Here is a 25823-nt window from a genome sequence, read left to right as displayed (position 1 = left end):
CCTTTTTATTTCTCAAGCATTCTGGCCACCCAGGTGCGGTGCACCACCATGGCACTTTTGGGGCAGAACTCCTGGCAGCAAAAGCAGCGAATACAGTTTTTTCGATCAATGACTGCCTTCCCCTTCTCAATGCGAATGGTCTTGGCCGGGCAGATGTCCCGGCACACCCCGCACCCTACGCACAGCTTATGCACGACCTTGGGTCTCTGGCTGAAAATCTTGGCCATGACCGCCCCACGCAGGCGACTGGACAACTTTTTCCCGTCTCCCTCAAAGAGATGTCCGTTTCCCGTCTCAATGCGTTGAAAATCAGGAACTACGAAATCCTCCACGTTGCCCTGCACCGTCAATTCCTCCACAGCTCGGGGAATAAGGCCCCGCTCCAGCGCCGCCTCCAGGGTGGGCACCTCCTCACGGCGCAGGCCCAGCAACTTCGCGCACACCAGATCCACCTTGTGAGAGCTCTCCGAAGCTGCCAGCAGTCCCACATGGCGAGGTGTACCGCTGGTGGGGCCGTTGCCTTCCATGCAGGTCACCCCGTCCACAATGGTGAGCCGAGGCTTGAAGAACTCGTCCAGATCCACAATCATCCGGGCAAAGTCCCGGGGATCGGGGTATCGGAAGTGGTACTCCGGCTTCATGGCCCCAGGAATGGCTCCAAACATATTTTTGGCCCCGCAGGTCATGGCCATCATTCCGTGGGTCTTCAGCTTACAGAAATTGATGATGGCATCCGCCTGGCCCAGATAGGAGGTATAGGTGAATTGGCGGCACACCTTTCCCTGGGGGTAGTCCGCCGGGGTGTGTCTGAAATCCCAGTTCAGCCGTGCCCCCGCCTGCTCCACCTGATTCATGCCGGTGGCCTGGTACACACGTCCCACAAATGCGGCATTGTACAGCCCCCCAGGGCTGTCCCCCACCACCACGTCTGCCCCCCGCTCTGCCAGCTCCTTCACCAGGGCGCACAGCAAGGACGGGTGGGTCGTGGCCGCCCGTTCCGGCTTGAGAAAGGTCACCAGATTGGCCTTGATGGCGATCTTCATTCCCGGTTTCACCCAGTCCAGCCCACCCAGAGGTTCCAGCACCTCCCTCAGTGCTCGCTCCACCTCCTGGGTGGAATAGTCCTGGCATCGGGTCAACACCACGTCCGGCATACGACGTCACTCCTTTTGAACAGAAAATCCCCCGGCCGAAGCCGGGGGATTTTTGGATTATGATGGGGAGATTAGACCTCCTCGGTCTCCTCAGTCTCCTCCTCAGCGCCCTCCAGCAGAGCACGGATGGACAGAGACACCTTCTTGTTCTCCTCGTCGATGGCGATGATCTTAGCGTCCACCATCTGGCCCTCAGCCAGCTCGTCGCCGGGCTTCTCCACACGGTGATCGGCAATCTGAGAGATGTGGATCAGGCCGTCCACACCGGGAACGATCTCGGCGAAGGCGCCGAAGGTCATCAGCTTGACGATGCGCACGTTGGCCACATCGCCCACGGCGTACTTGCTGGTGAACACAGTCCAGGGCTCCTGGCTGCGGTCCTTCATGCCCAGAGAGATCTTCTTCTTCTCGGGATCGAAGGAGATGACATACACCTCTACCTGATCGCCCACGGAAACGACCTCGGCGGGGTTCTTGATGCGGGACCAGGACAGCTCGGAGACGTGCACCATGCCGTCCACACCACCGATGTCCACAAAGGCGCCATAAGAGGTCAGGCTCTTGACGGTACCGGTGTAGTGCTTGCCCACCTCGATGTTGTTCCAGATCTCAGCGGCGGCAGCAGCACGAGCCTCAGCAGCCACAGCACGGATGGAGCCCACCACGCGGCGGCGAGCACGGTTGACCTCGGTGATGCGCAGCTGCACGCGGGTCTTCACCATGCCGGACAGGTCAGCACCACGGGGCTGGCCGGACTGAGAAGCGGGGATGAACACACGGATGCCCTTGACATTGGCCACCAGGCCGCCCTTGTTCTCCTCGGTGATGGTGCCTTCCAGCACTTCCTTGCTCTCCACAGCGTTCTCGATGGTCTCCCAGTTCTTGGCAGCATCCAGGCGCTTCTTGGACAGCTTCACCATGCAGTCACGGTCGCTGACCAGCATGACGTAGGTCTCGATCTCCTCGCCAACCTTGGCGATGTCCTCCACCTTCACGTCGGGATCGTCGCTCAGCTCGGACACGGGGATGTAACCGGGGTACTTGATGCCCAGCTCCACCTGCACCTCAGTGGGTGTGATGGCAACGACAGTACCAGTGACCTTATCCCCCGTATTCAAAGTTTTGAACGATTCCTCCAGCATCTCAGCAAAGGACTGTTCAATCTCCATAATTTCGTCGCTCATTTTGTTGTAGACCTCCTTTATTATCCACTCCGGTGTAGATGCACCGGCAGTGATGCCAAGCGTCCGGACAGAGCAAAAGTCCTCCGGGGACAGATCGTCTCCCTGCTCCACCTGAACCACATGGTCACAGGACTCCTGGCAAATCTGGGTCAGACGCCGGGTATTGGAGCTTTTGGGGTCTCCGATGACGATCATACTGTCACACCTGCCGGCCAATTGAGCCGCCTCAGTTTGACGCTTAGACGTAGCACCACATATTGTATCAAAGTATTCCGCATTTGTACACACTTTTTTTGCGTTTTCAACGGAATTTTCCCAATTCGCCCGAATCGCCGTGGTTTGAGACACAAAGGTCAGGGGTTGTCCACACAATTCCGGCCTGTTTTGAAAGATTTTATCCAATTTTTCCCAATTCTCCGCCACCACAGCATTTTCCGCACATCCGGCGATACCCACGATCTCCGGGTGATCCGCATCGCCCACAATGATGGGCACACGGCCCTGTTCATAAGCGGTGCGGACAATATCGTGGATGTGAGTGACGTTGGGGCAGGTGGCGTCCACCACTCGGCAGTTTTTCTCCCTGAGCTGGTGGTACACCGCATCCGGTTCTCCGTGGGCACGGATGAGCACCGTGGCCCCTTGGGGAATTTCCTGGGTGCTGTGCACCGTCACAGCACCCAGCCCTTCCAGCTTGGAGATCACATGGTCATTGTGGGTGATCTCCCCCAGCAGATAGATCTGTTGGCTCTGGGCCAACTGCTCCGCCTGTTCCACCGCCCGGCGAACCCCGTAACAAAATCCGGCGGACTTGGCCAGCAGTACCTCTCTCATTGGGCACCTCCCAACTGGTGAATGCGCTCCATCAGATCATCGGCAATGCGCTGGTAATCCTCCGGCCCGGGTTTTCTACCCTCATAGGTGGCCTTGTATGGCTTGCCAAACACCACCCGGGTTTTGCGAAACAGCTTCTTCTTGGGGGAAATGTAGATGGGCAGCAGCATGGTATCGGTGCGGGTGGCAAACATAGCCGCCCCAGTGCGAGCCTCAGCGGTCTCCCCGTCCTTGACCCGGGTGCCCTCGGGAAAGAGCATCAGCTTTTCCCCATTGCGCAATACCCGCATGGCCTCCTTAATGGCAGACACATCCGCCTTGCCCCGCTTAATACCGATGATGCCCGCCTTTTTCAGCAGCCAGCCCAGCACGGGGATCTCCATCAGCTCTTCTTTAGCGATGACCCTGGTCTGGCACCTCCAACCCAGGGCACACACCACATACACAGGATCGCCCAGGGTGGTGTGGTTGCCGCACAGCAGCACCGGACCGTCGGGCACATTCTCCCGACCCTCCGCCTTCCAGGGGTGGAAGATCCGCATGAAAATCCAAACCAGCGGGTAGAGCACCGCATACACTCGGTTCATTATGCTTCCTCCTCCTGACCCAGGGTGGATCGAATCACATCTCGCAGCAGGGCACGGCTCTGCTCCAAGTCCTTCCCAGTGGTGTCCACCACCTGGGCATCCTCCGCCTGCTTGAGGGGGGAGATGGCCCGCTCCATGTCCTGCCGGTCACGCTCCACCACGTCGGTGAGCACCTGTTCAAAATCCGCCTGTTGGCCACGCTCCAAAAGCTCCAGATAGCGGCGGCGTGCCCGGTCCTCCGGGTCTGCGGTGAGGAAGATCTTCACATCTGCCCGGGGCAGCACCACGGTGCCGATGTCCCGGCCATCCATGATGACATTGTGGTTATCCGCCAGGTGCCGCTGTTTTTGCAGCAGAAATGCCCGCACCGGCGGCAATGCCGCCACCTGAGAGGCGTAACCGGAGATGACGTGCTGACGAATGGCCTGGGACACGTCCTCCCCGTCCAGGTACATCCGCTGTGCCCCGTCGGGGCCGTGACCCATAGTGATGTCCACCTGACCCAGCACCTGCTCCACCGCTGCCGGGTCTTTGGGGTCCACCCCACGGCGGTACACCGCCAGCCCCACAGTGCGGTAAATGGCCCCAGTGTCCACGTAGAGGTAGCCCATCTCCTGGGCCAGTGCCCGGGCCAGGGTGGATTTTCCCGCCCCGGATGGGCCGTCTATGGCTATGCTGTGATAGTGATTCATACTGCTGCACCATCCTTTTCTTGATAAACTTCTGCTGCCGCCTGTCCGGCTGCCCAGCCGGTGGCCCAGGCAATTTGAAGGTTGAATCCGCCGGTATAGGCATCCACATCCAGCACTTCTCCGGCGAAGTACAGTCCCTGCACCTTCTTGGACTGCATGGTCTTGGGGTCGATCTCCCCCACCTTCACACCTCCTGCGGTGACAATGGCCTCCTCCACCGGGCGGGGGCCACTGACCTCCACAGTGAAGTTCTTCATGGTCTCCAGCAGGCTGCGCCGCTGCTCTTTGCGCAGGTCGTGGGCTTTGGTGTCCAGGGGAATGCCAGCCCGGCCAGCCACCACAGGGATCATGGACTGGGGGAGCAGGCCTCCCAGGGCATTGCCCATGTTCTGGTTGGCCCGCTCCGTGAAGTCCCGCACCAGTCGGGCATCCAGCTTGCCCTCATCCAGGGCAGGCTTCAGGTCAATGTGCAGGGTGTAGCTGTCCCGCTGAAAATTCATGTGGGCGGAGGCGGAGAGCACCAGAGGCCCGGACAGTCCAAAGTGGGTAAACAGCATCTCCCCCTGCTCCTGGTAAATCACCTTTCCCTTGCGGTTTTTCACCCGCAGGGCCACGTTGCGCAGGGCCAGCCCCTGCATCTGTGCGCAGCAGGGGTCCGGAGACTCCAGCGGCACCAGAGAGCCACGGATCGGCACCACCTGGTGCCCTGCCTGCCCAGCCAGCCGGTAGCCGTCCCCGGTGGAGCCGGTGCGGGGATAAGAGGCACCTCCAGTGGCCACAATGACCTGGGCGGCTTCGATGCCCTGAGAACTGTTGCGGGTGGTGACTCCCACCACGGCTCCGTCCCGGATTTGAAGCCCAGTCACCCGGTCCTGGCGCAGCTCCACCCCCTGGCGGCGCAGTTCAAAAAACAGAGCGTCAATGATATCCGCTGCCCTGTCCGAGGCGGGAAACACCCGGTTGCCCCGCTCCACCTTGAGCTTGACACCCAGGCCCTCAAAAAAGTCCATGGCAGCCTGGGCATCAAACCGGGACAGGGCGCTGTACAAAAATTTCCCGTTGCGGGGGATGGCGGCCATCAGCTCCTCCAGGGCACAGTGGTTGGTGACGTTGCACCGACCCTTTCCCGTGATGTACAGCTTGCGACCCACCTTCTCGTTGGGCTCCAGCAGCAGCACCTGCGCCCCCTGTCGTGCTGCCGAAATGGCTGCCATCATGCCCGCAGCCCCGGCACCCACCACAATGATTTTCTCTGTCTTCAATCCGTTTCCATTCCTCTCAAACCGTGTTGGACAGGCTTATCCCTTCCCGTCGTACTCCACCTTTTCATACACTTGGTATTCGTCCCAGATGTGCTCCAAATGCTCAAAAGTGGCGGTGACCTCTGCGGATTTTTTCCGGCCAACTGCCACGATCAGGGCGTTGATGATGGACAAGGGAGCCACCAGAGAATCTACAAAGGAGGCCATATCGCTCTTGGCCAGCAGCCGCAGGCTGGCGGTGTCATACAGCGGAGACATGGGACTGTCGGTGAGGGCCACCACTGTGGCGCCCTGATCCCGGGCAAACTCCATGGCCCGCACCGTGCGGGTAGAGTAGCGAGGGAAGCTGATACCGATGACCACATCCCCCTGCCCCACCCGCAGCATCTGTTCAAACATCTCGCTGGCCAGGGTGGTTTTCACCTGTCGGATGTTGTCAAACATCAGATTGAAGTAGAAGGTCAAAAAGTCGGACAGGGCCGCAGAAGAGCGCACCCCCAAGATGTATATGTTCCGGGCCTTGACAATGGCATCCACCACTGCGGAAAATTCTTCCCGGCTCATCTCTTCCAGGGTGGTACGAATCTTCTCCAGATCAGACTGCACCACCTTCTCCAGCAGGTCGTGGTCTCCCAGCCGGTCGTTGGACACCTCAATGCGCTGCACGGTGGTGAGCTTGCTGCGAATCATCTCCTGCAAGGCCCGCTGCATGGCAGGATATCCGTCAAAGCCCAGCTCGGCGGCAAATCGCACCACCGTGGACTCGCTGATGCGCACGGTGTGCCCCAGTTTGGCCGCTGTCATAAAGGCCGCCTTGTCGTAATTTTCCAGAATATATCGTCCAATCAGCTTCTGCCCCTTGGAAAAAGAGTCCATATTGCTCTGAATCAACGTCAAAATGTCCCGACTCACAGCCTATCCCCCTTTTTGGTTCTAATCCCAAGAAAATCGGCGTACCACAGTGGGCCGCCGACTTCTTCTATGGTCTTTCTTTTGTATGATACTCGTTCCACTGTCAAAATGCAAGGGTCTTTGCAAGAATCTTACCTTCCCTTGCAAATTTCACGAAACAATTCCTGCATTTCCCCCTCCGTCAGGTGCCGCCAGGCGCCCCGTTTCAACTCACCCAGGCGGAGATTCCCCTCCCGCACACGCACCAGGCGTGTCACGGTAAGTCCCGCTGCGGCACACATCCGCCGCACCTGGCGGTTCTTTCCCTGGTGAATGACGATTTTCAGCCGCTGAGGGCCCAGAGGCTCCACCACATCCGCCACCATGTCCTCCCCGTCCACCACCATGGGGCGGGACAGGGTGGGCAGCGCCGAGGCCACATCGCCGGTAACCCGGACGTGATACTCCTTTTGAATCTCATGGGAGGGGTGGGTGAGTTTGTGGGTGAGGGCTCCGTCATCGGTGAGCAGCAACAGCCCCTCTGAGTCCATGTCCAGCCGTCCCACCGGCCACACCCGTACTCCGCAGTCTGCCACCAGCTGAGCCACTGTTTTGCGCCCCTTCTCATCCGACAGGGTGGTGACAAAGCCCCGGGGCTTATGGAGCATAAGATAAGTATGGCGGCGGGGCTGGGCCAAAGCCACCCCGTCCACCTCGATATGATCCCGCTGAGGATCCGCCTTCTCCCCCAACGTCGCCACACGTCCGTTGACCCGCACCCGGCCGGCTGTCAGGTATTCCTCCGCTCTGCGCCGGGAACAAACTCCCGCCCCAGATAAAATCTTTTGTATGCGCTCCTCCAAGCCTACACGCTCCTCACTCAAATCAGTCCCATGCCAGGCACGGTTTGCTCCCACTTCTTGCCCCACAGGCCCATCCACCAGCGCACCAGTGCCGATGGCTTCCACTGGTCATCGGTCACCTCTGTCCCTGCCAGCAGGGACATTTCCGCCACCACTTCCCCCTGGAGCACCCAACGGGCATTCCCCACTTGGGTACCTTGGGGAATGGGTGCCGTGAGGGGCTGGAACACATCCAGCTGCATCTCCAGTTCTTCCCCCTGTTCCAAGGGGTACCAGGCATCCCCTTGGGCCACCACTGGGATGGCAGGGCACACGCTGCCTGCCACCGCCACCTGTCCCACAGCCTTTCCCTGGGCGCACAGCTGGGTGGCAGGATAGGTGTCAAAACCGTAGGCCAGCAGGGCCTGGTGGTCGTCCCAGTCGTCGGAATCATTGAGGGTGACGCACACCAGGGTCTGCGCTCCCTGGGTGGCCGCTGAGACCAGAGTACGGCCGGAAGCCTCCGTGTACCCCGTCTTCATGCCCACGCAGTCCTCCTCCAGCCACAACAGCTTGTTGTGATTGACAAAGGTGCGCCCCTCCAGGGTGATGGTACGGGTGGCACAGACCTCCGCCACCGTGGGATTTTGAAGACAGGCGCAGGCCAGCAGGGCCATGTCATAGGCGGAGGAGTAGTGCTCCTCGTCCGTCAGTCCGCTGGGATTGGTAAAATGGGTGTTGGTCATGCCCAACTCCTGTGCCTTTTCATTCATCCGCTGGGCAAACCCATCAAGGTCCTCCCCAATCCAGCAGGCAATGACCTGGGCAGCATCGTTGCCCGACTGGAGCAGCAGCCCATAGAGCAGAGTCTCCAGGGTCAGCTGATCCCCTGCCTTCAGATAGAGGGCGGAGCCCTCTACCCCCTCCAGCCATGCCTGTTCCACGGTGATAACCTGGGACAGGTCAGAGGTCTGCTCCACTGCCACCAGGGCCGTCATCAGCTTGGTAATGCTGGCAATGGGCCGAGGGGTGTGCATATCCTGGTCGTACAGCACCCGGCCCGACGAGGCATCCATCAGCACCGCCGCAGAGGCAGAGGTGGACACCGCCCTTGCCGGGATATACAGGGAAACCAATATGGTCAACGAAAGGCACAGGGCCAGAATTTTTCTCAAAAAAGGTCACTCCCATCCAAATTCATTAGATGGGAGTAGTATCGCCTTTATTCGCCGCTCTTATCCCCGCCGGTCTTTTTGTCGATATATCCGGTGACCTTTTCAAACATCTCGGGCACCAAATCCACCACACGACCCACAGAGTCCCCGGCGGGAGGCGCCACAGGCAGAAGCCGCACGCTGCCGTCCTTGACGATGAGGAAGGCCACAGGGGTGACGTTGACCCCGGCCCCGGCTCCGCCGCCGAAGTTCTTCTCCACATTGGGTGTCTTGCCGAAGTCGGAGCCGCCGGTGGCAAAACCAAAGGACAGCTTTGAGACAGGGATGATGGTCACGCCGTCGGCGGTGACAATGGGCTGGCCTACCACCGTGTTGGTGTCCACCATCTCACGAATCCGACTCATGGTGGTGTGCAATACCTCATTGATGGGATGCTTCTGTTCACTCATGGTGATTTACCTCCTTGGAATTATGGGTTTCATTGCGCTGTTTGCGCTGCTGTGCGGCAAGTTTCATGCCGTATCGAATGCCAAAGCTGACGGCCTGCCCCACACGCAGAGAGAGTACCGCCTTTGCAGACACCTGGGGCTCCTTGCTCTCATAGTCCAGATCCACCACAAACTTGTGATTCCGCACTCGGAAGCTGCCGTCGATGAGACTCCAAAGCCCTCCGATGACTCCGTGGATCACCCCGTAGCCGATGGCAGCGGCAGCAGGGTTTTCTCCCGCCCACACCAGCTGGACATTCAGCTGCTGCACCACCATCTTCCGCCGCAGCTCCCCTGCCGCCTCACAGATCAGGGGCAGGTATTGCCGGAACTCCTGCCAGGAATTCAGGGAGAGCGGAAACATTTTGGCAGGCTTCTCCTGCTGGTCAGCTGGGGCCTGTGTCTTTTTCTTTCTGTCTTTCTTTTTGGGCTTCTTATCCTTCTTCTTGGGCCTGGGGTACACGGGAATGGCGACAGGCCCCACAGATACCGCCAACACAAGCCCCTTCTGGTCGTAGCCCACCTTGGCCCCCAGGGGTGTCATCCAAAGCAGCACCAGAACCAGGGCCACGCACCCCAGTACAATCCAAATCGTCATACTTCACCCGGGGACTGCGTCCCCTCATCCTCTTGCATTTTGGCTATGGCTGACTCCAGATCCAGGGTCAGCTGGGTGCCCTCCTGGGTGGCAGAGGGCAGCTCAGGAAGGTCGTCCAGGCTGGTCAGGCCGAAGGTACGCAGAAAATGATGGGTGGTGCGAAACTGCATGGGCCTGCCCGGCACCGCCAGCCGCCCCGCCTCTTCAATGAGCTGCCGTTCCAGCAGCAGCCCCACCGTGTAGGAGCTGTCCACCCCACGGATCTGCTCAATGTAGGCCCGGGTCACCGGCTGGAAATAGGCCACAATGGCCAGCACCTCCAGGGCGGTCTGGGACAGCTTGGCAGGCTTACGGTGCTCCAGAGTCTTGCGGATATCCGGAGCGTATTCCGGCGCTGTGCACATCTGCCAGCTGTTCTCTGTACGCACCAGGCAGATGCCCCGCCGCTGATAGCGATACTCGTCTGCCAGGCTGCTGCACACCCGTTCCACCGTCTCCACATCCTGCTCCAGAGCCGTAGCCAGGCGCTCCATGGGTACCGGGTCTCCCGCTGCAAATAGGATGCCCTCGATGGTGTGTTCCAACTCCTTCAATTCCATGTTTGGCTGCCTCCGTCTTCCGTATCTTGGGGCGTCTCCCCCGCCGGTTGGGTACAGGTCAAGGTGCTGTCCTCACAGCTGCCTGCCAGGTAGATCTGGTTGGACTTGCACAGCTCCAGCACCGCCAAAAAAGTGGCTACGATCTCTGAGCGGCTCTTGCTGCCCTGGAACAGTGACCGGAAATGGGTCACGCCCAGAGTGGTCAGCTGATCCAAAATCCACCGGGCCTTGGTCTCCACCGGGTAAGGCTCCCGGCCCACAATGCCCTGAAATGCCCGGGTAGGCGGCGCAGCCACTCCTTCACCGCGCTGAAAAAGACGCTCCATGGCCGCTGTCAGATCCCCCGGCTGGTGCTGATACCGATAGGTCTTCTCCTGGGGAAGAGGCTGGGGCTGGCCCACCAGGTAGTCCCGCCCGTAGGCATACCGCCCCGCCAACACCTGGGTGATTCCTTGGATGCGGGCATAGCTCTCCCGGTGCTGGTGCTCCTCCAGCGCCGCCATGAGCTGCTCCATTTCGCTCAGCGCCTCTTCATCGTCAATGGAAAGGAGCATCCGGGTCTTGATGTAGACCAGGTGGGCAGCCATGATGACAAATTCGCTGGCCACCTCCAGGTTCAGCCGCTCCCGCTGCTCCATCCACTCCAGATACTGGTCCAACAACAGGGAGATGGGAATGTCTCGGATCTCAATTTTATTTTTACTCAGCAGATGGAGAATGAGATCCAGGGGGCCGTCAAAGTCCTCCATGTCCTCTTTCCTCACTTTTACCACCTTGTCCAGATGATATACCGGGACTTCCACACTTCTCCCCCCTTATACGGCAAATTCATGGATATTATACCGAAGTTTACGCAAAAATACAAGGGTGTCCCTGGGCTATGCCCAGGGACACCCCACATTCATTCAGCGTTTTGATCGGCCAATTTCTCCAAAGCGGCCCGGGCAGCCCTCTGCTCCGCCTCTTTCTTGGTATGGCCCTTGCCCTGACCGGCAGGGACACCGTCCACCGAGGCCTCCATGACAAAAATGCGGGCATGGTCGGGGCCGATCTCCCGCACCAGGTGATAGCTCACACTCACCCCAGGCTTGCGCTGCACCAGCTCTTGCAGAGCGGTCTTATAGTCCCGATCCACCGCCTTTTCCTGTTCCTTGTCCAGGATAAAGGTGCGGATGATGCTTCTGGCCGCCTCCATGCCCCCGTCCAGGTACACAGCGGCCAGGGTGGCCTCGGTGGCGTCTGCCAAAATGGACGGGCGGGTACGACCACCGCCGGCCGCCTCACCCTTGCCCAGTCTCAGGTGTGCACCCAGATCCAGGGTCTTGGCCACTTCATACAGGCTTTCCTCACACACCAAGGCTGCACGGGTACGGGTCAGTTCCCCTTCCGGCATATTGGGATGTGAGGAAAACAGATGCTGTGCCACCACCAGACCCAACACCGAGTCCCCCAGAAATTCCAGACGTTCGTTGCTGGTCACACCCTCTGAGCGGTGCTCGTTGGCGTAAGAGCTGTGGGTCATGGCGTGTTCCAGCAGAGACTGATCTTTGAAATGATATCCTAACTTCTCTTCCAGTATCTTCATACTAACCTCCGCAGAAAAAGCCCCGCCTGCGGCAGGGCTTTTCCCAAATCATACGTTATTACAGGTCCAGGTGCTCCTGCATATACTTGTACAGGTCACCCACGGTGACGATGGAGCTGATTTCCTCTTCTTCCATCTCCTCCATGCCGAACTCCTCTTCCAAGGCCATGGACAGGTCTACCAGATCCACAGAGTCAGCACCCAACTCATCCACGAAGGCGGTATCCTTGGTAATGGCATCGGCGTCCACGCCAAATTGCTCGGCAATCAGGGCACACAGTTTTTCAAACATATTTTTCTCAAGCTCCTTTTGTGTGGCTTATGTAAGAAACATAATAGGGGCTTGGCGCTCCACTGTCAAGAGTCTTTTTGACGGTTTTTACTCGGCAGGCTCAGATGCCGTCTCTTTTTTCACCAGGCCCTTCACAGGCAGGCGCATATACTCCACATTTTCCGTGATGTCCTCAATGATCCCCGACTTGCTGTACTCCATGGCCTGGCGAATGGCGTTTTTCATGGCAAAGCCGTCGGAGGAGCCGTGGGCCTTGATGACAGGCTTGGAAATGCCCATCAGCGGGGTTCCGCCCACCTCACCGGCATCCATGAGCTTTTTGAACTGACGCAGTTCATCCTTCACCAGCAGGGCAGCGATCTTGGTCTTCAAACTCTTGAGGAACATTTTCTTGATCTCACGACCCATAAAGATACCCACGCCCTCCATGGTCTTGAGGAAGATGTTGCCCGAATAGCCGTCGGTGACGATCACGTCCACGCTGCCGGACACAGCCTCCCGGGCCTCCACATTCCCCACGAAGTTGATGCGCCCCTCACTGGCAGCCTTTTGCAGCAGCACATAGGCCTCCCGCTGCAGGTCGGTGCCCTTGGAGGGCTCCGCCCCGATGTTCAAAAGGCCCACCTTGGGCTCGGGGCGACCCAGAACCCGCTCGGCATAATAGCTGCCCATAAAGGCAAACTGGAGCAGAAATTCCGGGGTGCACTCAGCGGTAGCACCGCAGTCAATGAGCACAGCCCCGCCGGTGCCTGTGGGCACCACAGGGGCCAGGGCAGCTCGGCGGATGCCCTTGATGCGCTTGGTCATGAGCGTAGCGGCGGAGAGCAGTGCTCCTGTGGAGCCAGCGGAGACAAAGGCATCTCCTGCGCCGCTTTTGAGCAGGTTCAGGCCCACCGTCAAAGAGGAGTCCTTCTTCTCCTTGAAGGCAGTGGCGGGATTGTCGCACATCTCCACCACCTGGTCGGCATGGGAGATCTCCAGACCAGCGGGAAGCTCTGAAACCCCCTCCTTGTGCAAAGCTGCCAGGATGTCCTCACCCCGGCCCACCAGCACCACCTCTACACCGTACTCAGCCATGGCATCCAGCGCACCTCGCACTGGTGCCTCTGGTGCATTGTCTCCACCCATGGCGTCTACTATGATCTTCATCTCCGACCCTCCTTGTTACAGCTTCTCGGCCAGGGCGTCCACCAGCTCCAGGGAGCGGCGGGACAGCTCGGCATTTTTATTTCGTTTCCCCTTCACCTTATAGCCCAGGGGGGGCATAATTCCAAAATTGATGTTCATGGGCTGGAAGTCCACCACGCTCTCATTGCTCACATACTGAGCCAGCGCACCCAAAGCGGTCTCCCGGGGAAAATCCACCGCAGGCTTGCCCAGCAGGCGGTTTGCCAGCTCCACCCCGGCCACAAAGCCGGAGGCGGTGGACTCCACATAGCCCTCCACCCCGGTGATCTGTCCGGCAAAGCAGATGCGCTCCTGGCCCCGCACCCGGTAGTAGGCATCCAGCAGGCGGGGAGAATCCAGGTAGGTGTTGCGGTGCATCACCCCGTAGCGCACATACTCGGCATGGGCCAAAGCGGGGATCATGGAGAACACCCGCTTCTGCTCCCCCCACTTCAAGTGAGTCTGGAAGCCCACGATGTTGTACAGGGTACCCTGGGCATTGTCCCGGCGCAGCTGCACCACGGCGTATGGCTCCTTCCCCGTCTTGGGATCGGGCAGGCCCTTGGGCTTGAGGGGACCAAAGCACAGAGTCTGCTCGCCCCGGCGGGCCATCACCTCCACGGGCATACACCCTTCAAACACACGCCCGTCCTCGAAGCCGTGGACGGGGGCCTCCTCGGCCTTGCAAAGCTCTGTCCAGAAGGCCAGGTACTCCTCCTGACTCATGGCGCAGTTGATGTAGTCTGCCGTGCCCCGGTCATACCGAGAGGCAAACCAGGCATGATCCATGTCAATGCTCTCAAAGGTGACGATGGGAGCCGCAGCATCATAAAAGTTCAGATATCCGGCGTTGGGGAACAGCTTGGCGATCTCCCCGGACAGCCCCTCGGAAGTGAGGGGGCCGCTGGCAATGATGACCTCACCCTCCGGAATCTGGGTCACCTCTCCCTCCACCACAGTGATGAGGGGATGGGCCCGCACGGCATCCGTCACCGCCTGGGAGAATGCCTCCCGATCCACAGCCAGGGCGCCGCCTGCCTCCACACGGGTCTGGTCGGCACAGCGCAGGATGAGGGAACCGCAACGGCGCAGCTCCTCTTTCAGCAGCCCCACCGCATTCTCCAGCTGGTCGGAGCGCAGGGAATTGGAGCACACCAGCTCGGCAAAGCCTGTGCTGTGGTGGGCGGGGGTCATCTTGTGGGGCTTCATCTCATGCAGGGTCACCCCGATCCCCCGCTGGGCCAACTGCCAGGCCGCTTCGCAGCCGGCCAGACCGGCGCCAATGATGGTCACATTCATATATCGCGTTCCTTTATCTTCCCTCAGGCCTCTTCCGCCTGCTTGGCAGCCTTGGTCAAGGTTTTCTTCGTGGTGGTCTTTTTGGCGGTGGTGGACTTGGCCGTCGTTTTCTTGGTAGTGCTCTTCTTGGCCGTAGTCTTCTTGGCCGCCGTCTTTTTCTTGGGGGTCTCCTGCTCTGCTTGGGACTCAGCGGTGGCAGTGCCCTCCCCTTCCTCCGTCTTTTTGCGGAAGCCACCCCGCTTCTCCTCGGGCAGGAAGTTGGGACATTTCTCGTTGATACAGAAAGGTCGCTTGTAACCCCGCCCTGCCTTTTTGAACATGGTATGGCCACACTCGGGGCAGTAGTCCTTCACCGGCACATCCCAGGTGCGGAACTCACAGCGCCGACTCTCGTCCTTGCTGTTGAGGTGCTCGCAGCAGTAGTATGTGTACTGCTTGTGGGTCTTTTTGCTGGTGCCGGTGCGCTTGACCAGACGGCCGCCGCACAGGGGGCACTTGCCCGGCATCTCCACCACCAAAGGCATGGTGAAGTTGCACTCCGGCCAGCCGGGGCAGGCCAGGAAGCGGCCAAATCGGCCGGACTTCACCACCAGGTTACGTCCGCACTCGGGGCAGATCTCCTCAGAGACCTCGTCGGGCACCTTGATGCGCTCACCATCCAGCTCCGTCTCCGCCTTCTTCATCTCCTCATCGAAGTCGGTGTAGAAGTCGGACAGTACCTGCTTCCAGTTCACCTCACCCGTCTCCACCTTGTCCAGCCGTTGCTCCATCTGGGCGGTAAAGGCAGGATCTACGATGTCGGAAAACTTGTCCTTCATCAGACCTGTCACCACTTCTCCCAGAGGAGTGGGGCGCAGGTGCTTGCCCTCCTTAACCACGTACTCCCGGTCGGTGATGGTGGAAATGGTGGGGGCGTAGGTGGAAGGACGGCCAATGCCTTTCTCCTCCAGGGCCCGGATGAGGGTGGCCTCGGTAAACCGGGCGGGGGGCTGGGTGAAGTGCTGGGCGGGGCTGAGCTCGTCCAGACGCAGCGCCTCCCCCTCCTTCAAATCAGGCAGCGGAGACTGGGGTGCCTCGTCCTCGTCATCCCGGCTCTCCTCGTACACCGCAGTGAAGCCGGAGAACTTGATGGAGGAGTGGCTGGCCCGGAACTGATACCCGGCACTCTCCACCTCGATGGACACACTGTCATAAACGGCCTGTGCCATCTGGCAGGCCAGAAAACGGCTCCAGATCAGCTTGTAGAGCCGGTATTGCTCGCTGGTCAAATCCTTCTTCAGCTGCTCCGGGGTGAGGTTCACATCGGAGGGACGAATGGCCTCGTGGGCGTCCTGGGCAGAGTCCTTGGCCTTGAAGTGACGGGTCTTTTCCGGATAGTACTCCTTGCCGTACCGGGCCTGGATGAAGGTTTTGGCTGCTGCCAGCGCCTCCTCAGACAGGCGCAGAGAGTCAGTTCTCATATAGGTAATCAGACCCACAGTACCCTCTCCGGCGATGTCCACGCCTTCGTACAGCTGTTGGGCCACAGACATGGTGCGCCGAGGGGTCATGTTCAGCTTGCGGGAAGCCTCCTGCTGCAAAGTGGAGGTGATAAAGGGCGGGGCAGGATTGCGTTTCTTGTCCTGCCGCTTCACTGCACGAACAGTAAAGGTATCAGCCTTTACAGCATTTATAACCTCCTGAACCTCCTGCTCACTGCACAACTCCATCTTCTTGTCCCGGCCATAGAACTCGGCCCGGAATGCACCGATGTTGGGGGCGATACGGCCCAGGTCGGCAGTGATAGACCAGTACTCCTTGGGCACAAACGCACGGATCTCCTCCTCCCGCTCCACCACCAGGCGGGTAGCCACCGACTGCACACGGCCAGCGGACAGTCCCCGGCGAATCTTCTTCCACAGCAGCGGAGAGAGCTGGTAGCCCACAATGCGGTCCAAAATGCGCCGGGCCTGCTGGGCATCCACCAGGTTCTGGTCGATCTCTCGGGGGGAGGCGATGGACTCGGTGACCACCTTGCGGGTGATCTCATTGAAGGTCACCCGGCAGGTCTTCTCCTTGGGTACCCCCAGCACGGACTGCAAGTGCCAAGAAATAGCTTCACCTTCCCGGTCAGGGTCGGTGGCCAGATAGACACGCTGGCTGGCCTTGGCGGCCTTTCTCAGGTCAGAAATGGTCTCCTCTTTGTCCTTGATGTCCTGGTAGTCCGGCTCAAAGGTAGTCACATCCACCCCCAGCTTGCTCTTGGGCAGATCCCGCACATGGCCCATGGACGCCTTCACCTGGTAGTCCGGGCCAAGATATTTTCCAATGGTTTTCGCCTTAGCTGGTGACTCTACAATCACCAAATTCGTTTTTCCCATAGATAATTACTCCGTTTTCAGTCTCACCGTGGCCCGGAACTTCTTGTCCTTTTCCTGGGTCACGTATCCCTGCAGTTGCAGCATGGTCAGTGCCGCCAACACACGTCTGGCAGGCCGTTGCGTCTGTTCCACCAGCCCGTCCGTGGCTCTGGCACCCTCTTGCAGGGCCAGAAGCATCTCCTGCTCATCATCGGTGAGGTTTTTTCGGCACTCCTTCCAGTCAATATATTCCAAGCTTTCCCGATTGTCAACCTCTTTTTCCTGACTGGAAGACGATTTCACCGGCTGATCCAGCTGCTGCTCCTGCTCCAGATTGTGCAGCCGCTGCTCCACAACCTGGGGGTCCAGCGGGGGGTGTACCCCTAATTTGACCGGGAATCGGTCTCGCCATTCACACAAAATATCCTCCCCGCAGGTCACCAGCTTGGCCGCTCCCTCCTGGATCAAACGGTTGGTGCCCTCACTGGCCGGGGCATCTATGGCGCCGGGCACCGCATACACATCCCGGTTTTGATCCAGGGCATGGTTGGCGGTGATGAGAGCGCCCCCTTTCCGGGGACTTTCCACCACCACCACACCCAGAGACAGCCCGCTGAGTATGCGATTGCGGGCGGGAAAGTGTCCGGCCTTATGTTCCGTCCCTGGGGGATATTCCGAGAGGAGCAGTCCACTGGCCGCCACATCCTCATACAGATGACGGTGATAGCGGGGGTAGACCACGTCCATACCTCCCGCCACTACGCTGACCACAGTGCCGCCTGCCATCAGTGCTCCCCGCACGGCAGCCGCATCAATACCTTGGGCCATGCCGGACACCACCAGGGCGCCCCCATGGGTCAGCTCCATCGCCAATTTTCCCGCTACCCGCTCCCCGTAGGGGGTGCAGCTGCGGGTGCCCACCATGGCAATGGCCACCTCGTCGTCCAGGGCGATGGGACGTCCCTTGGCGTAGAGTACCAGAGGAGGCTGGGCAATGGCTTCCAACCGCTGGGGGTAGGCTGCGTCCTGCCGGGTCATCACCCGGATGTCCAGCTGGTCGCACCGATCCAAGATCCGATCCACACCCGCCATGGATTTGTCACGCAGGGAAGCCTTGACATACCCTTGCAGCCATGTCAGCTCATCCAGCTCTCGCCCTTGGGCAAAGTATACCCGTTCCACTCCGCCGAAATGATCCAACACCCGCTGCATGGACACACCGGCCAGCCCCTTCCGGGTGGATAGCCACAGCCAATATTTCAAGTGGGACACCCCACTTCCCCCTCTCTTTCTTCATAAAACAGGCCTCGCCATCTCCCACAGCACCACCGATGCCGCCACAGCGGCATTGAGGGACTCACACCGCTCCAGCATGGGGATTTTCACCGTCTGGCGGCACAGCTCCAGGGCCAGCTGGGACACGCCCTGCCCTTCGCTGCCGATGATGACTCCGCTGCGCCCCAAGGGCAGCTCCCGCACATCCCGGGTATCCTCCCGCAGGGCGGTGGCGTAGAGGGGAATGTCTGCCTCCCTCAGCCGTGCTGCCGCCTCCTCCAAGGTTGTCTCCCACACAGGCAGGCGGAATGCAGCCCCCATGGTGGCGCGCACGGTCTTGGGCCCCCAGGGATCTGCACAGCCCTGGCACAAAATCAGCCCGTCCGCCCCAAAGGCGTCGGCTGTGCGCCAGATGGTGCCCACATTGCCCGGGTCCTGCACCCCATCCAGGATGAGGTAACGGCTTCCTGTCAGCTTCTTGGGCAGTTCCATAGGGGGCGTCTGCCCGATGAAGACCACACCTTGGGGGGTCTGGGTCTGAGCCACTGCCTGGAGCAGCGAGTCGGGCACCTCCACCATTCGCACGGAATCAGGCAGGGCAGGCAGCTGGGTTCCGGTGGCGTAGATCACCGTCTCCAACGGCACCTGCCAGCGTACCGCCTCGCCCAGCAGCTTGGGTCCCTCACCCACAAAGACCCCTTCTTCCCGCCGGACTGCACGACGGGCATTGAGCTTGCGCAGTCGTGAAACCAGGGGATTGGAACGGCTGGATATGATCTCATGTCTCATTTGTCGCAGATCTTGGCAATGTCGTCGTCCCGGCCCAGTACCATGAGCTTGTCGTGGGTCATGAGCACATAGTCTGCACCCGGAGAGACATTGACGTCCTGGCCACGGCGCACGGCAATGACGTTCAGGGCGTACTTGGCACGGATGTCCAAACTCCGGATGGTCTTACCCTCCCAGTGGTCGGGCAAATCCACCTCCACAAGGCCGTAGTCATCGGACAGTTCAATGTAGTTGAGAATGTTGGAACGGGCCAGACCCTGGGCCACCTTGATTCCCATCTCGTGTTCTGGAAACACCACATGATCCGCCCCCACCTTTTCCAGCAGGCGCTGGTGGACATGACTCATGGCCTTGCACACCACCTTGGGCACTCCGGCCTCCTTGAGGCGCATGGTAATCAAAGCGCTGCTGCCCACATCGTTGCCCACGGCCACCACAGCACAGTCGTACTCCCCGATGCCCAGGGCGTTGAGCACCGCCGGGTCTCGGGCGTCGCCGGCCACCGCATGGGTCACCAGGTCAGCCACACTTTGCACCCGCTCCGGATCCACATCCACAGCCAGCACATCGTGGCCCACTTCAAACAATTCTCTGGCCACTGCCGTACCAAAACGGCCCAGCCCAAACACTGCAAAGTTTTTCACAAAAGCACCTCCATCAGCCGATCATAACATCACTTTCCGGGTAGATCACACGGCTCTGTTTCCCGCCCTGGGACAAAAATGCCACCGAGAAGGAGAGCACCCCCACCCGACCCAAATACATCATAGCCACCAGCAACAGGTGGGAGAACGTGGACAGCGTGGGGGTAATTCCGGTGGTCAAGCCCACCGTCCCCAAAGCCGAAGCGGTCTCATAGGCCGCCGCCAAATAGGACACCCCGTCCACCAGAGAGATGGCAATGGACGAGAACAGGAACATAGCAGACACCACAAGCACCAGAGTCACCGCCGAGAGCACCTTGGTCAGCGGAATGGTGCGTCCCCGGATGGTGACGTTGCTGCGTCCATGCAGGCCCGCCCGCATGGCCAGCACCAGCACGCCCAAGGTCACCGTCTTGATGCCGCCTGCGGTGGAGCCCGACGAGCCGCCCACCAGCATCAAGAGAATACACACAAGCTGGGACACCTCCCGGAGCCCGCCCTGAGAAATGCTCAAAAATCCTGCCGTGCGCAGGGTGATAGCTTGGAACAGCGCATTGAGTCCCTGCTGCCACCAAGGCATATTGCCCAGAGTCTGAGGATTTTTATGTTCCACCGCCAGGAAAAACAGGGCACCGCCCACAATCAGGGCAGCCGTGATCACCAGCACCATCTTACTGTACAGTGTCAATCTGCGGAAGGATCTCTTCCTCAACAATTCCTCCCACACAAAAAAGCCCAGACCACCGCTGACAATGAGGGTCGCCACGGTGAGCAACACCACCGGATTGTTGTCATAGGTGGAAAGGCTGCCCAGCTTGTCCGGCCCCAGAAGGTCAAAGCCAGCGTTACAAAAGGCGGACACCGCTGTAAAAATGCCCTTCCAAATGGCCTGTAACCCGTACCGGGGAAAGAAGCAGGCCGTGAGGATCACGGCACCAATGGCTTCCATGGTAAAGGTGAACCGAAAAGCATGTCCCACCATCTTGGCCACGTCGTGCATATCATTGAGGTTGAAGGCTGACACCATCATCAGCCGCTGGCTCAGGGACATGCGCTTTCTCACCAGGCTGGCCAAGAGGAACATCACACTCATAAATCCCAAGCCGCCCAGTTGGATGAGCACCAATATCACAACTTCTCCGAAAAAAGTAAACTGGGTCAGAGTGTCCACCAGAACCAATCCTGTCACACAGGTGGCAGACGTGGCGGTAAACAGCGCCGTTATAAACCCACAGCTCTCCCCTGACGCCGAGGAGATGGGCAGCATCAGCAGCAACGCTCCCATCAAAATGACCCCGGCAAACGAAAAGGCGATGACTCTGGTGGAGTTGACCACCCGTCTTCGCCGTCCTCCCCCGCTCATTGACGACACCTCTCAATTTCAGATACAAAAACATACCGACAGGCAGTTCTATCGGTATGAATTTGGGCCGATGTTTTCACCGTGCAGCTGTGGAAAATCCCTCGACGGACTCCCCACACGCTGGCACCGACGTGTCTCTGGCCACATTTGTGTATGCAGATACATTATACCTATTTCCCCTGATTTTTCAATACCCTATCTTTTCCCGGCCTATGCTGGCCGCTATCTCACATCAGAATCTCCACATGGCTGCCCTCTACGCTGTCCTTGCGCACCACGATTTGCTTGTCGATCCGTTCCTTGAGTTGGGCCACATGAGAGATGATCCCCACCAGGCGATCCCCCTGAGCCAGGTCACTGAGGGCCCCCATGGCCTGGGCAAGAGACTCCTCATCCAGGGAGCCAAAGCCCTCGTCCACAAACATGGTGTCCAGACGAATACCCCCAGCGGAGGACTGCACCTCGTCTGCCAGTCCCAGGGCCAGAGACAGGGATGCCTGAAAGGACTCTCCCCCGGACAGTGACTTGACGCTGCGCTCAGAGCCGTTGTAGTGATCCACCACGTCCAGTTCCAAGCCGCTCTGGCTGCGGTTATTCTCCGCCGACCTGCGGCGCCTGAGTTCATACTGTCCCCCGGTCATGGCCAGCAGCCGCAGATTGGCCCTTCGGAGAATGCGGTCAAAGTAAGTCATTTGAATGTAGGTCTCCAGGGCGACCTTCTCCTTGCCGGACAGGTTGCCGTTGGCGGTGTTGGACAGGGCACACACCCAGGTGTACCGCCCTTCCAACTCTCCCAGCGCCGCCGACTTTTCCTGAATATGCGCCAAAACTCCAGCATTGGTGGACATCCGGGTGTGCAGCTCCCGCTGGACGTTTTCGGCCAACTCCCGCTGCCGGGTCAGTTCCTCCCGGCGGGCCTGCTGGGCCTGCACATCTATGGCCAGTCCATGCTCCAGCAGCTGGGATAGCTCCTGGATGGCAGCATCCGCACCAGCCACCTCCAGTTTACAGCTGTTGACCCGCTCTTGGGCGGCCTTTTGTGCCTGATCCATGGCCTTGAGCTGCTGGGTGAGCTGGCTCAGCCGCTGTCTGGCCTGGGATGCCTCCGGATACCCCAGCTGCGTTGTCAAGGCTCTCAGCTGCCCCTCCAGCTCCTCTCTGCGGCTTTGCGCTCCGGCCAGGGACTCCCGAGCCAAGCCAATGGCCACCTCCAAGGCGCTGAGGCTCTCCTCTCTCTGGGGCAGGCAGCGCTCCAGCTCTGCTTTCCGCTTCAGGGCCTGATCCGCCTGGACCAGCTGGTTGTGTATCTGCTCCAGCCGCTGATGAGCCTGTTTCACTGCCTCCCGGATGGGCTGGGCCGCAGCCTCCAACAGGTGATCCGCCCCCAGTTTTTTGGCATCCACAAGCTCTGCCATCTGGGGCAACAGCTGCTGCTGACGCTCCTCCAGGGCAGTCTTCTTCTCCCCTGCCTCCACACTGCGCTGGGTGGCCATCTGTCGGGCAGATTCCCATACCCCTTGCGCCTGATGAAGCTGCGCCTCTGTGGGGGCCTCCAGAGAGAGGGGCGCAGGGGCAGGATGGTGGACAGAGCCGCACACCGGGCAGGGCTGCCCCTCCTCCAGGTTTTGAGCCAACAGGCCCGCCTGCTCGTCCAAAAATGCCCGATTTTTCCTCTCATAGTCCTCTTTGGCCTGCTCTGCCCGGTCTCTGGCTGCCCGATACTCCGTCTGGGCCTGCTCCAGCTCACTCTGGGCCTGGGTACAGCGCTGCAACAGCTCCTCCAGCCCCTCCAGTTTCCGCTGCCTGTCCAATTCCTGGGTCTGCTCTCCCAGCAGCCGTTGGCGCAGGGCCGGGGTCTGGGCCAGTTGGAAAAGTTCCTCCCTCCACTGTGCAAGCTCCCGGGCCTGGGCGTCCCGGGTACGTTGCTGCTGTGCCAAGGCCTGCTCCTGGCTGTGGATGTCCTGGGTCAGTTGGCCCAGGGTCGTCCACAGCTGCTCCAATCTCTCATAGCTGGGCAGCTGTGCCTCCAGGGCGGCTCGTTCCGATTCCACGGCCTCCCGGTGGGAGTTCTGTTCCACCTCTGCCTCCAGCTGCTTTTGGGCTAGCTCCAGCTTGGTCTGGGCCTCTTCCCGTTTCTCCCGGGCTGTTTTCAGCTTGTTTTGGGTCTTTTGTGCCTCCTCCGCCTTGCTCAGCAGCGCAGTCACCTCTTGCATCTCCTGCTCCAGCTTGTCCCACGTCTCACTCCAGTGCGCCTTGCTGCGTCCATCCCGCTCCAGCAGGGTCTGGAGCAGCGCCTCTGTGTCTGCTATGAGCATTTGCCCCTCTCTTGCCTGTTGGACCTGCTCAAAGCACTCGTCCTCAGAACCACAAAGGATTCCGCTCATATACTGCCGGAGGCTGGCCCGGGCCGCCTCACACTGCTTTTGCAAGGCCCCGGACTCACTTTTTAACTTCTCTTGAAACACCAGATAGGGACGGGTCTGGAACAGCTTGCGGAAGATCTCCTGACGGCTTTTGGTGTCCGCCAGCAGCAGCTTGAGAAAGTCACCCTGGGCGATCATGGCGATTTGACAGAACTGACTGCGATCCACCCCTATGATCTCCACAATTTCCGCTGTGACCTCCCGAGGTCTGGTCACCAGCCGTCCATCCGGAAGCTGCAATTCCGCCTCCGCCCGCTGCACCGTGGTGCCGGAGCCCCGCTTGGCCGGGCGCTCATATTCAGGGCTGCGCCGCACCCGATACACCTGATGTCCATAGGAGAACACCAGTTCCACCTGGGTGGGGGTATCCGGCCGGGCGTACTTGGAGCGAAACATGGAGGGATCCCGGTTATCTCCGCTGGGCTCCCCGTACAGCGCATAGGTGATGGCGTCAAAGATGGTGGTCTTCCCCGCCCCGGTGTCCCCGGTGATGAGGTACAGTCCCCGTCGGCCCAGCTGCTCCAGGTCCAGCTCCACCTGCCCGGCGTAGGGGCCAAAGGCGCTCATGGTGAGTTTCAGCGGTCTCATCTCTCGTCCTCCCAGATGGACTCCACGAGGCCACGGGCAAACTCCCGCTGTTGCTCCCCCATGGGCTGTCCATTTTGTACTTGATAAAACTCCTCCAGCAGCTCCAGAGGGGATTTTCTCTCCACATTCTCTGTCCCCTCCACCTGCTGCTGACTGCGGGTACGCTGATTGTCATAGTCCAGCTTCATCAGATAGGGATAGATGATACGCAGCTTTCCCAGACCGTCCGGAATGTCCTCCTCGTCGGTGAGGGTGATGTGGACATAGTCCTGCTGATAGCCGCCCTTCTGGTAAAATTCCCGCAGGCTCAGCTGGTCATAGCTGCCCCGCAGCTCTACCAAATCCCGCATGGGGGTGAGGGGCACTGTTCGGATGTGTATTGTCCCCTTCGCCTCCATCTCCACCACCGTGACGGATTTTTCATGCTTGGCCTCAGAGAAGGAGTATTTCAGCGGGGTGCCACAGTAGCGCACCTCCGCCCGCCCCACGCTCTGGGGACCGTGGAGATGGCCCAGAGCCACATAGTCAAAGGAGTCAAATACCGACACATCCACATTGTCTGATCCCCCCACCGAGCACTCCTCGGAGTCACACCGGGTGGCCCCGGTGACAAACTGATGGGTCACCAGCACATTGCGGACGTCTTCATCCACTCCCATGGCCTCAATGGCCGTGCGTACCCCATCCGTATAGCTGTCGATCTCCCGCTGAGGAAAATACCGACGCACATGGGCGGGCTTGACGAAGGGAAGCAAGTATACCCGCACAGGGCCGTAGGCATCCTCCAGGGTGTACACGGCGGTGTGTCCGTCGTACACCGGGGAGATGTGAATGCCGCTATGCTCCATCAGTCGCCCACCAAAGGCCAGCCGCTCCGGAGAGTCATGGTTGCCGCTGATGAGAAATACCTGAAGCCGCTCTTGCGCCAGTCGGACAAGAAACTCGTCCAGCAGCCCCACCGCCTCCGCCGTGGGCACAGCCTTGTCGTACACGTCCCCGGCAATGAGCACCCCCTGGGGCTGCTCGGCACGGATGATGGAGAGTATTTGCTCCAGCATATACCGCTGATCCTGGATCATAGAGAACTCATTGACCCGCTTTCCCAGATGCAGGTCGGATAGATGGATGAATTTCATATATGAATGTTACTCCTAACGTCTTTTGTCCCAATACTCTTTCTCCTATGATACACATCTTCCCGGCAAACATCAACAAAAAAGAGACCCATGAACTGCCGTTCATGGGTCTCTTGGTAGCCAATCAGCCTTAGTACAGCTTGGCGCCGGCGGGAATGTGGTCATCCACCATCAGCAGATGCAGCTTCTCCACGCCTTCCTCGTGGTGGACAGCGGAAATCAGCATGCCGCAGGAGTCGATGCCCATCATGGGACGGGGAGGCAGGTTGGTGATGGCGATGCAGGTCTTGCCCACCAACTCCTCGGGCTCATAATACTCATGAATTCCGCTCAAAATCACCCGATCGGTGTCGGTTCCGTCGTCCAGAGTGAACTTCAGCAGCTTCTTGGACTTCTTCACAGCCTCGCAGGAGAGCACCTTCACGGCACGGAAATCAGACTTGGAGAAGGTCTCAAAGTCCACGAAATCGGAGAACAGAGGCTCGATCTCCACCTTGGAGAAGTCGATCTTCTCCTCCACCTTCTCAGAGGCAGCAGGAGCGGCCACAGCGGTGCTCTCGGACTTCTTGGGCATGTCCAAGGGTTTCATTGTGGGGAAAAGTTTTCCCAACAATTCG

The 25823-nt window shown here is 59.6% G+C and carries 23 protein-coding genes and 1 pseudogene; all 24 read right to left on the bottom strand.

The genetic code is table 11. The annotated features are described in order from the left end of the window. Positions 1–5: 5 nt before the first annotated feature. Positions 6–1154, bottom strand: a complete 1149-nt coding sequence (locus H9X86_RS00990) for a DUF362 domain-containing protein (RefSeq protein WP_204899719.1) — start codon at positions 1152–1154, stop codon at positions 6–8. 71 nt (positions 1155–1225) lie between these two features. Continuing rightward, the gene (locus H9X86_RS00985) at positions 1226–3172 is read right to left on the bottom strand and encodes a bifunctional 4-hydroxy-3-methylbut-2-enyl diphosphate reductase/30S ribosomal protein S1 (RefSeq protein ID WP_204899718.1); all 1947 of its coding nucleotides are present in this window, start codon (positions 3170–3172) and stop codon (positions 1226–1228) included. Beyond that, positions 3169–3759, bottom strand: a complete 591-nt coding sequence (locus H9X86_RS00980) for a lysophospholipid acyltransferase family protein (RefSeq protein WP_204899717.1) — start codon at positions 3757–3759, stop codon at positions 3169–3171. The genes H9X86_RS00985 and H9X86_RS00980 overlap by 4 nt, the downstream gene beginning before the upstream one ends. After that, positions 3759–4451: a (d)CMP kinase gene (cmk, locus tag H9X86_RS00975; protein WP_204899716.1), complete on the bottom strand. Its 693-nt coding sequence runs from the start codon at positions 4449–4451 to the stop codon at positions 3759–3761. The genes H9X86_RS00980 and cmk overlap by 1 nt, the downstream gene beginning before the upstream one ends. Then, positions 4448–5713: a BaiN/RdsA family NAD(P)/FAD-dependent oxidoreductase gene (locus H9X86_RS00970; RefSeq protein WP_204899715.1), complete on the bottom strand. Its 1266-nt coding sequence runs from the start codon at positions 5711–5713 to the stop codon at positions 4448–4450. Before H9X86_RS00970 ends, cmk begins: the two co-directional genes overlap by 4 nt. Before the next feature lie 36 nt (positions 5714–5749). Continuing rightward, complete coding sequence (locus H9X86_RS00965) at positions 5750–6625, bottom strand: SIS domain-containing protein (protein WP_204899714.1); 876 nt, start codon at positions 6623–6625, stop codon at positions 5750–5752. A gap of 131 nt (positions 6626–6756) precedes the next feature. Further along, positions 6757–7467, bottom strand: a complete 711-nt coding sequence (locus tag H9X86_RS00960; RefSeq protein WP_204899713.1) for a pseudouridine synthase — start codon at positions 7465–7467, stop codon at positions 6757–6759. 17 nt (positions 7468–7484) lie between these two features. After that, positions 7485–8621, bottom strand: coding sequence for a D-alanyl-D-alanine carboxypeptidase family protein (locus H9X86_RS00955; RefSeq protein ID WP_204899712.1), 1137 nt, complete (start codon positions 8619–8621; stop codon positions 7485–7487). Between the two features lie 47 nt (positions 8622–8668). Beyond that, positions 8669–9070: a GerW family sporulation protein gene (gene ytfJ, locus H9X86_RS00950; RefSeq protein WP_204899711.1), complete on the bottom strand. Its 402-nt coding sequence runs from the start codon at positions 9068–9070 to the stop codon at positions 8669–8671. Then, a complete protein-coding gene (locus H9X86_RS00945; protein WP_204899710.1) occupies positions 9063–9707 on the bottom strand; it encodes a DUF2953 domain-containing protein in 645 nt (214 codons plus the stop codon). Before H9X86_RS00945 ends, ytfJ begins: the two co-directional genes overlap by 8 nt. Then, on the bottom strand, positions 9704–10306 hold the full coding sequence (gene scpB / locus H9X86_RS00940; RefSeq protein ID WP_204899709.1) for an SMC-Scp complex subunit ScpB: 603 nt from the start codon (positions 10304–10306) through the stop codon (positions 9704–9706). Before scpB ends, H9X86_RS00945 begins: the two co-directional genes overlap by 4 nt. Further along, positions 10297–11109: a segregation and condensation protein A gene (locus H9X86_RS00935; RefSeq protein ID WP_346011399.1), complete on the bottom strand. Its 813-nt coding sequence runs from the start codon at positions 11107–11109 to the stop codon at positions 10297–10299. Before H9X86_RS00935 ends, scpB begins: the two co-directional genes overlap by 10 nt. A 98-nt stretch (positions 11110–11207) precedes the next feature. Then, on the bottom strand, positions 11208–11891 hold the full coding sequence (rnc, locus tag H9X86_RS00930; protein WP_204899708.1) for a ribonuclease III: 684 nt from the start codon (positions 11889–11891) through the stop codon (positions 11208–11210). Between the two features lie 58 nt (positions 11892–11949). After that, complete coding sequence (locus H9X86_RS00925) at positions 11950–12183, bottom strand: acyl carrier protein (RefSeq protein WP_087229446.1); 234 nt, start codon at positions 12181–12183, stop codon at positions 11950–11952. 87 nt (positions 12184–12270) lie between these two features. Beyond that, positions 12271–13332 (bottom strand): phosphate acyltransferase PlsX, encoded by a 1062-nt coding sequence (gene plsX / locus H9X86_RS00920; protein WP_204899707.1) that lies wholly within the window; start codon positions 13330–13332, stop codon positions 12271–12273. Between the two features lie 15 nt (positions 13333–13347). Continuing rightward, positions 13348–14649 carry a methylenetetrahydrofolate--tRNA-(uracil(54)-C(5))-methyltransferase (FADH(2)-oxidizing) TrmFO gene (gene trmFO / locus H9X86_RS00915; protein WP_204899706.1) on the bottom strand — a complete coding sequence of 434 codons (1302 nt, stop codon included), beginning with the start codon at positions 14647–14649 and terminating at the stop codon, positions 13348–13350. Between the two features lie 23 nt (positions 14650–14672). Continuing rightward, positions 14673–17009 (bottom strand): type I DNA topoisomerase, encoded by a 2337-nt coding sequence (gene topA, locus H9X86_RS00910; RefSeq protein ID WP_204899705.1) that lies wholly within the window; start codon positions 17007–17009, stop codon positions 14673–14675. A 6-nt stretch (positions 17010–17015) separates the two neighbouring features. Beyond that, on the bottom strand, positions 17016–18260 hold the full coding sequence (gene dprA, locus H9X86_RS00905) for a DNA-processing protein DprA (RefSeq protein WP_204899704.1): 1245 nt from the start codon (positions 18258–18260) through the stop codon (positions 17016–17018). A gap of 21 nt (positions 18261–18281) precedes the next feature. After that, entirely contained in the window at positions 18282–19052 is a 771-nt protein-coding gene (locus tag H9X86_RS00900) for a TrmH family RNA methyltransferase (protein ID WP_204899703.1), read from the bottom strand. Next, positions 19049–19696 carry an NAD-binding protein gene (locus H9X86_RS12835; protein WP_204899702.1) on the bottom strand — a complete coding sequence of 216 codons (648 nt, stop codon included), beginning with the start codon at positions 19694–19696 and terminating at the stop codon, positions 19049–19051. Before H9X86_RS12835 ends, H9X86_RS00900 begins: the two co-directional genes overlap by 4 nt. 13 nt (positions 19697–19709) lie before the next feature. Continuing rightward, entirely contained in the window at positions 19710–21059 is a 1350-nt protein-coding gene (locus H9X86_RS00890) for a TrkH family potassium uptake protein (protein ID WP_204899701.1), read from the bottom strand. Between the two features lie 227 nt (positions 21060–21286). After that, entirely contained in the window at positions 21287–24070 is a 2784-nt protein-coding gene (locus H9X86_RS00885) for an AAA family ATPase (RefSeq protein ID WP_204899700.1), read from the bottom strand. Next, the gene (locus H9X86_RS00880; protein WP_204899699.1) at positions 24067–25206 is read right to left on the bottom strand and encodes an exonuclease SbcCD subunit D; all 1140 of its coding nucleotides are present in this window, start codon (positions 25204–25206) and stop codon (positions 24067–24069) included. Before H9X86_RS00880 ends, H9X86_RS00885 begins: the two co-directional genes overlap by 4 nt. A gap of 130 nt (positions 25207–25336) precedes the next feature. After that, a pseudogene (locus H9X86_RS00875) lies at positions 25337–25807 on the bottom strand (lysine--tRNA ligase); the annotation flags it as partial. Between the last annotated feature and the right edge of the window lie 16 nt (positions 25808–25823).

Origin of the sequence: Pseudoflavonifractor capillosus (assembly GCF_016902575.1) — a bacterium.
In the GTDB taxonomy this organism is placed as follows: Bacteria; Bacillota; Clostridia; order Oscillospirales; family Oscillospiraceae; genus Enterenecus; species Enterenecus capillosus_A.
This window is presented reverse-complemented; position numbering and strand designations above follow the sequence as displayed.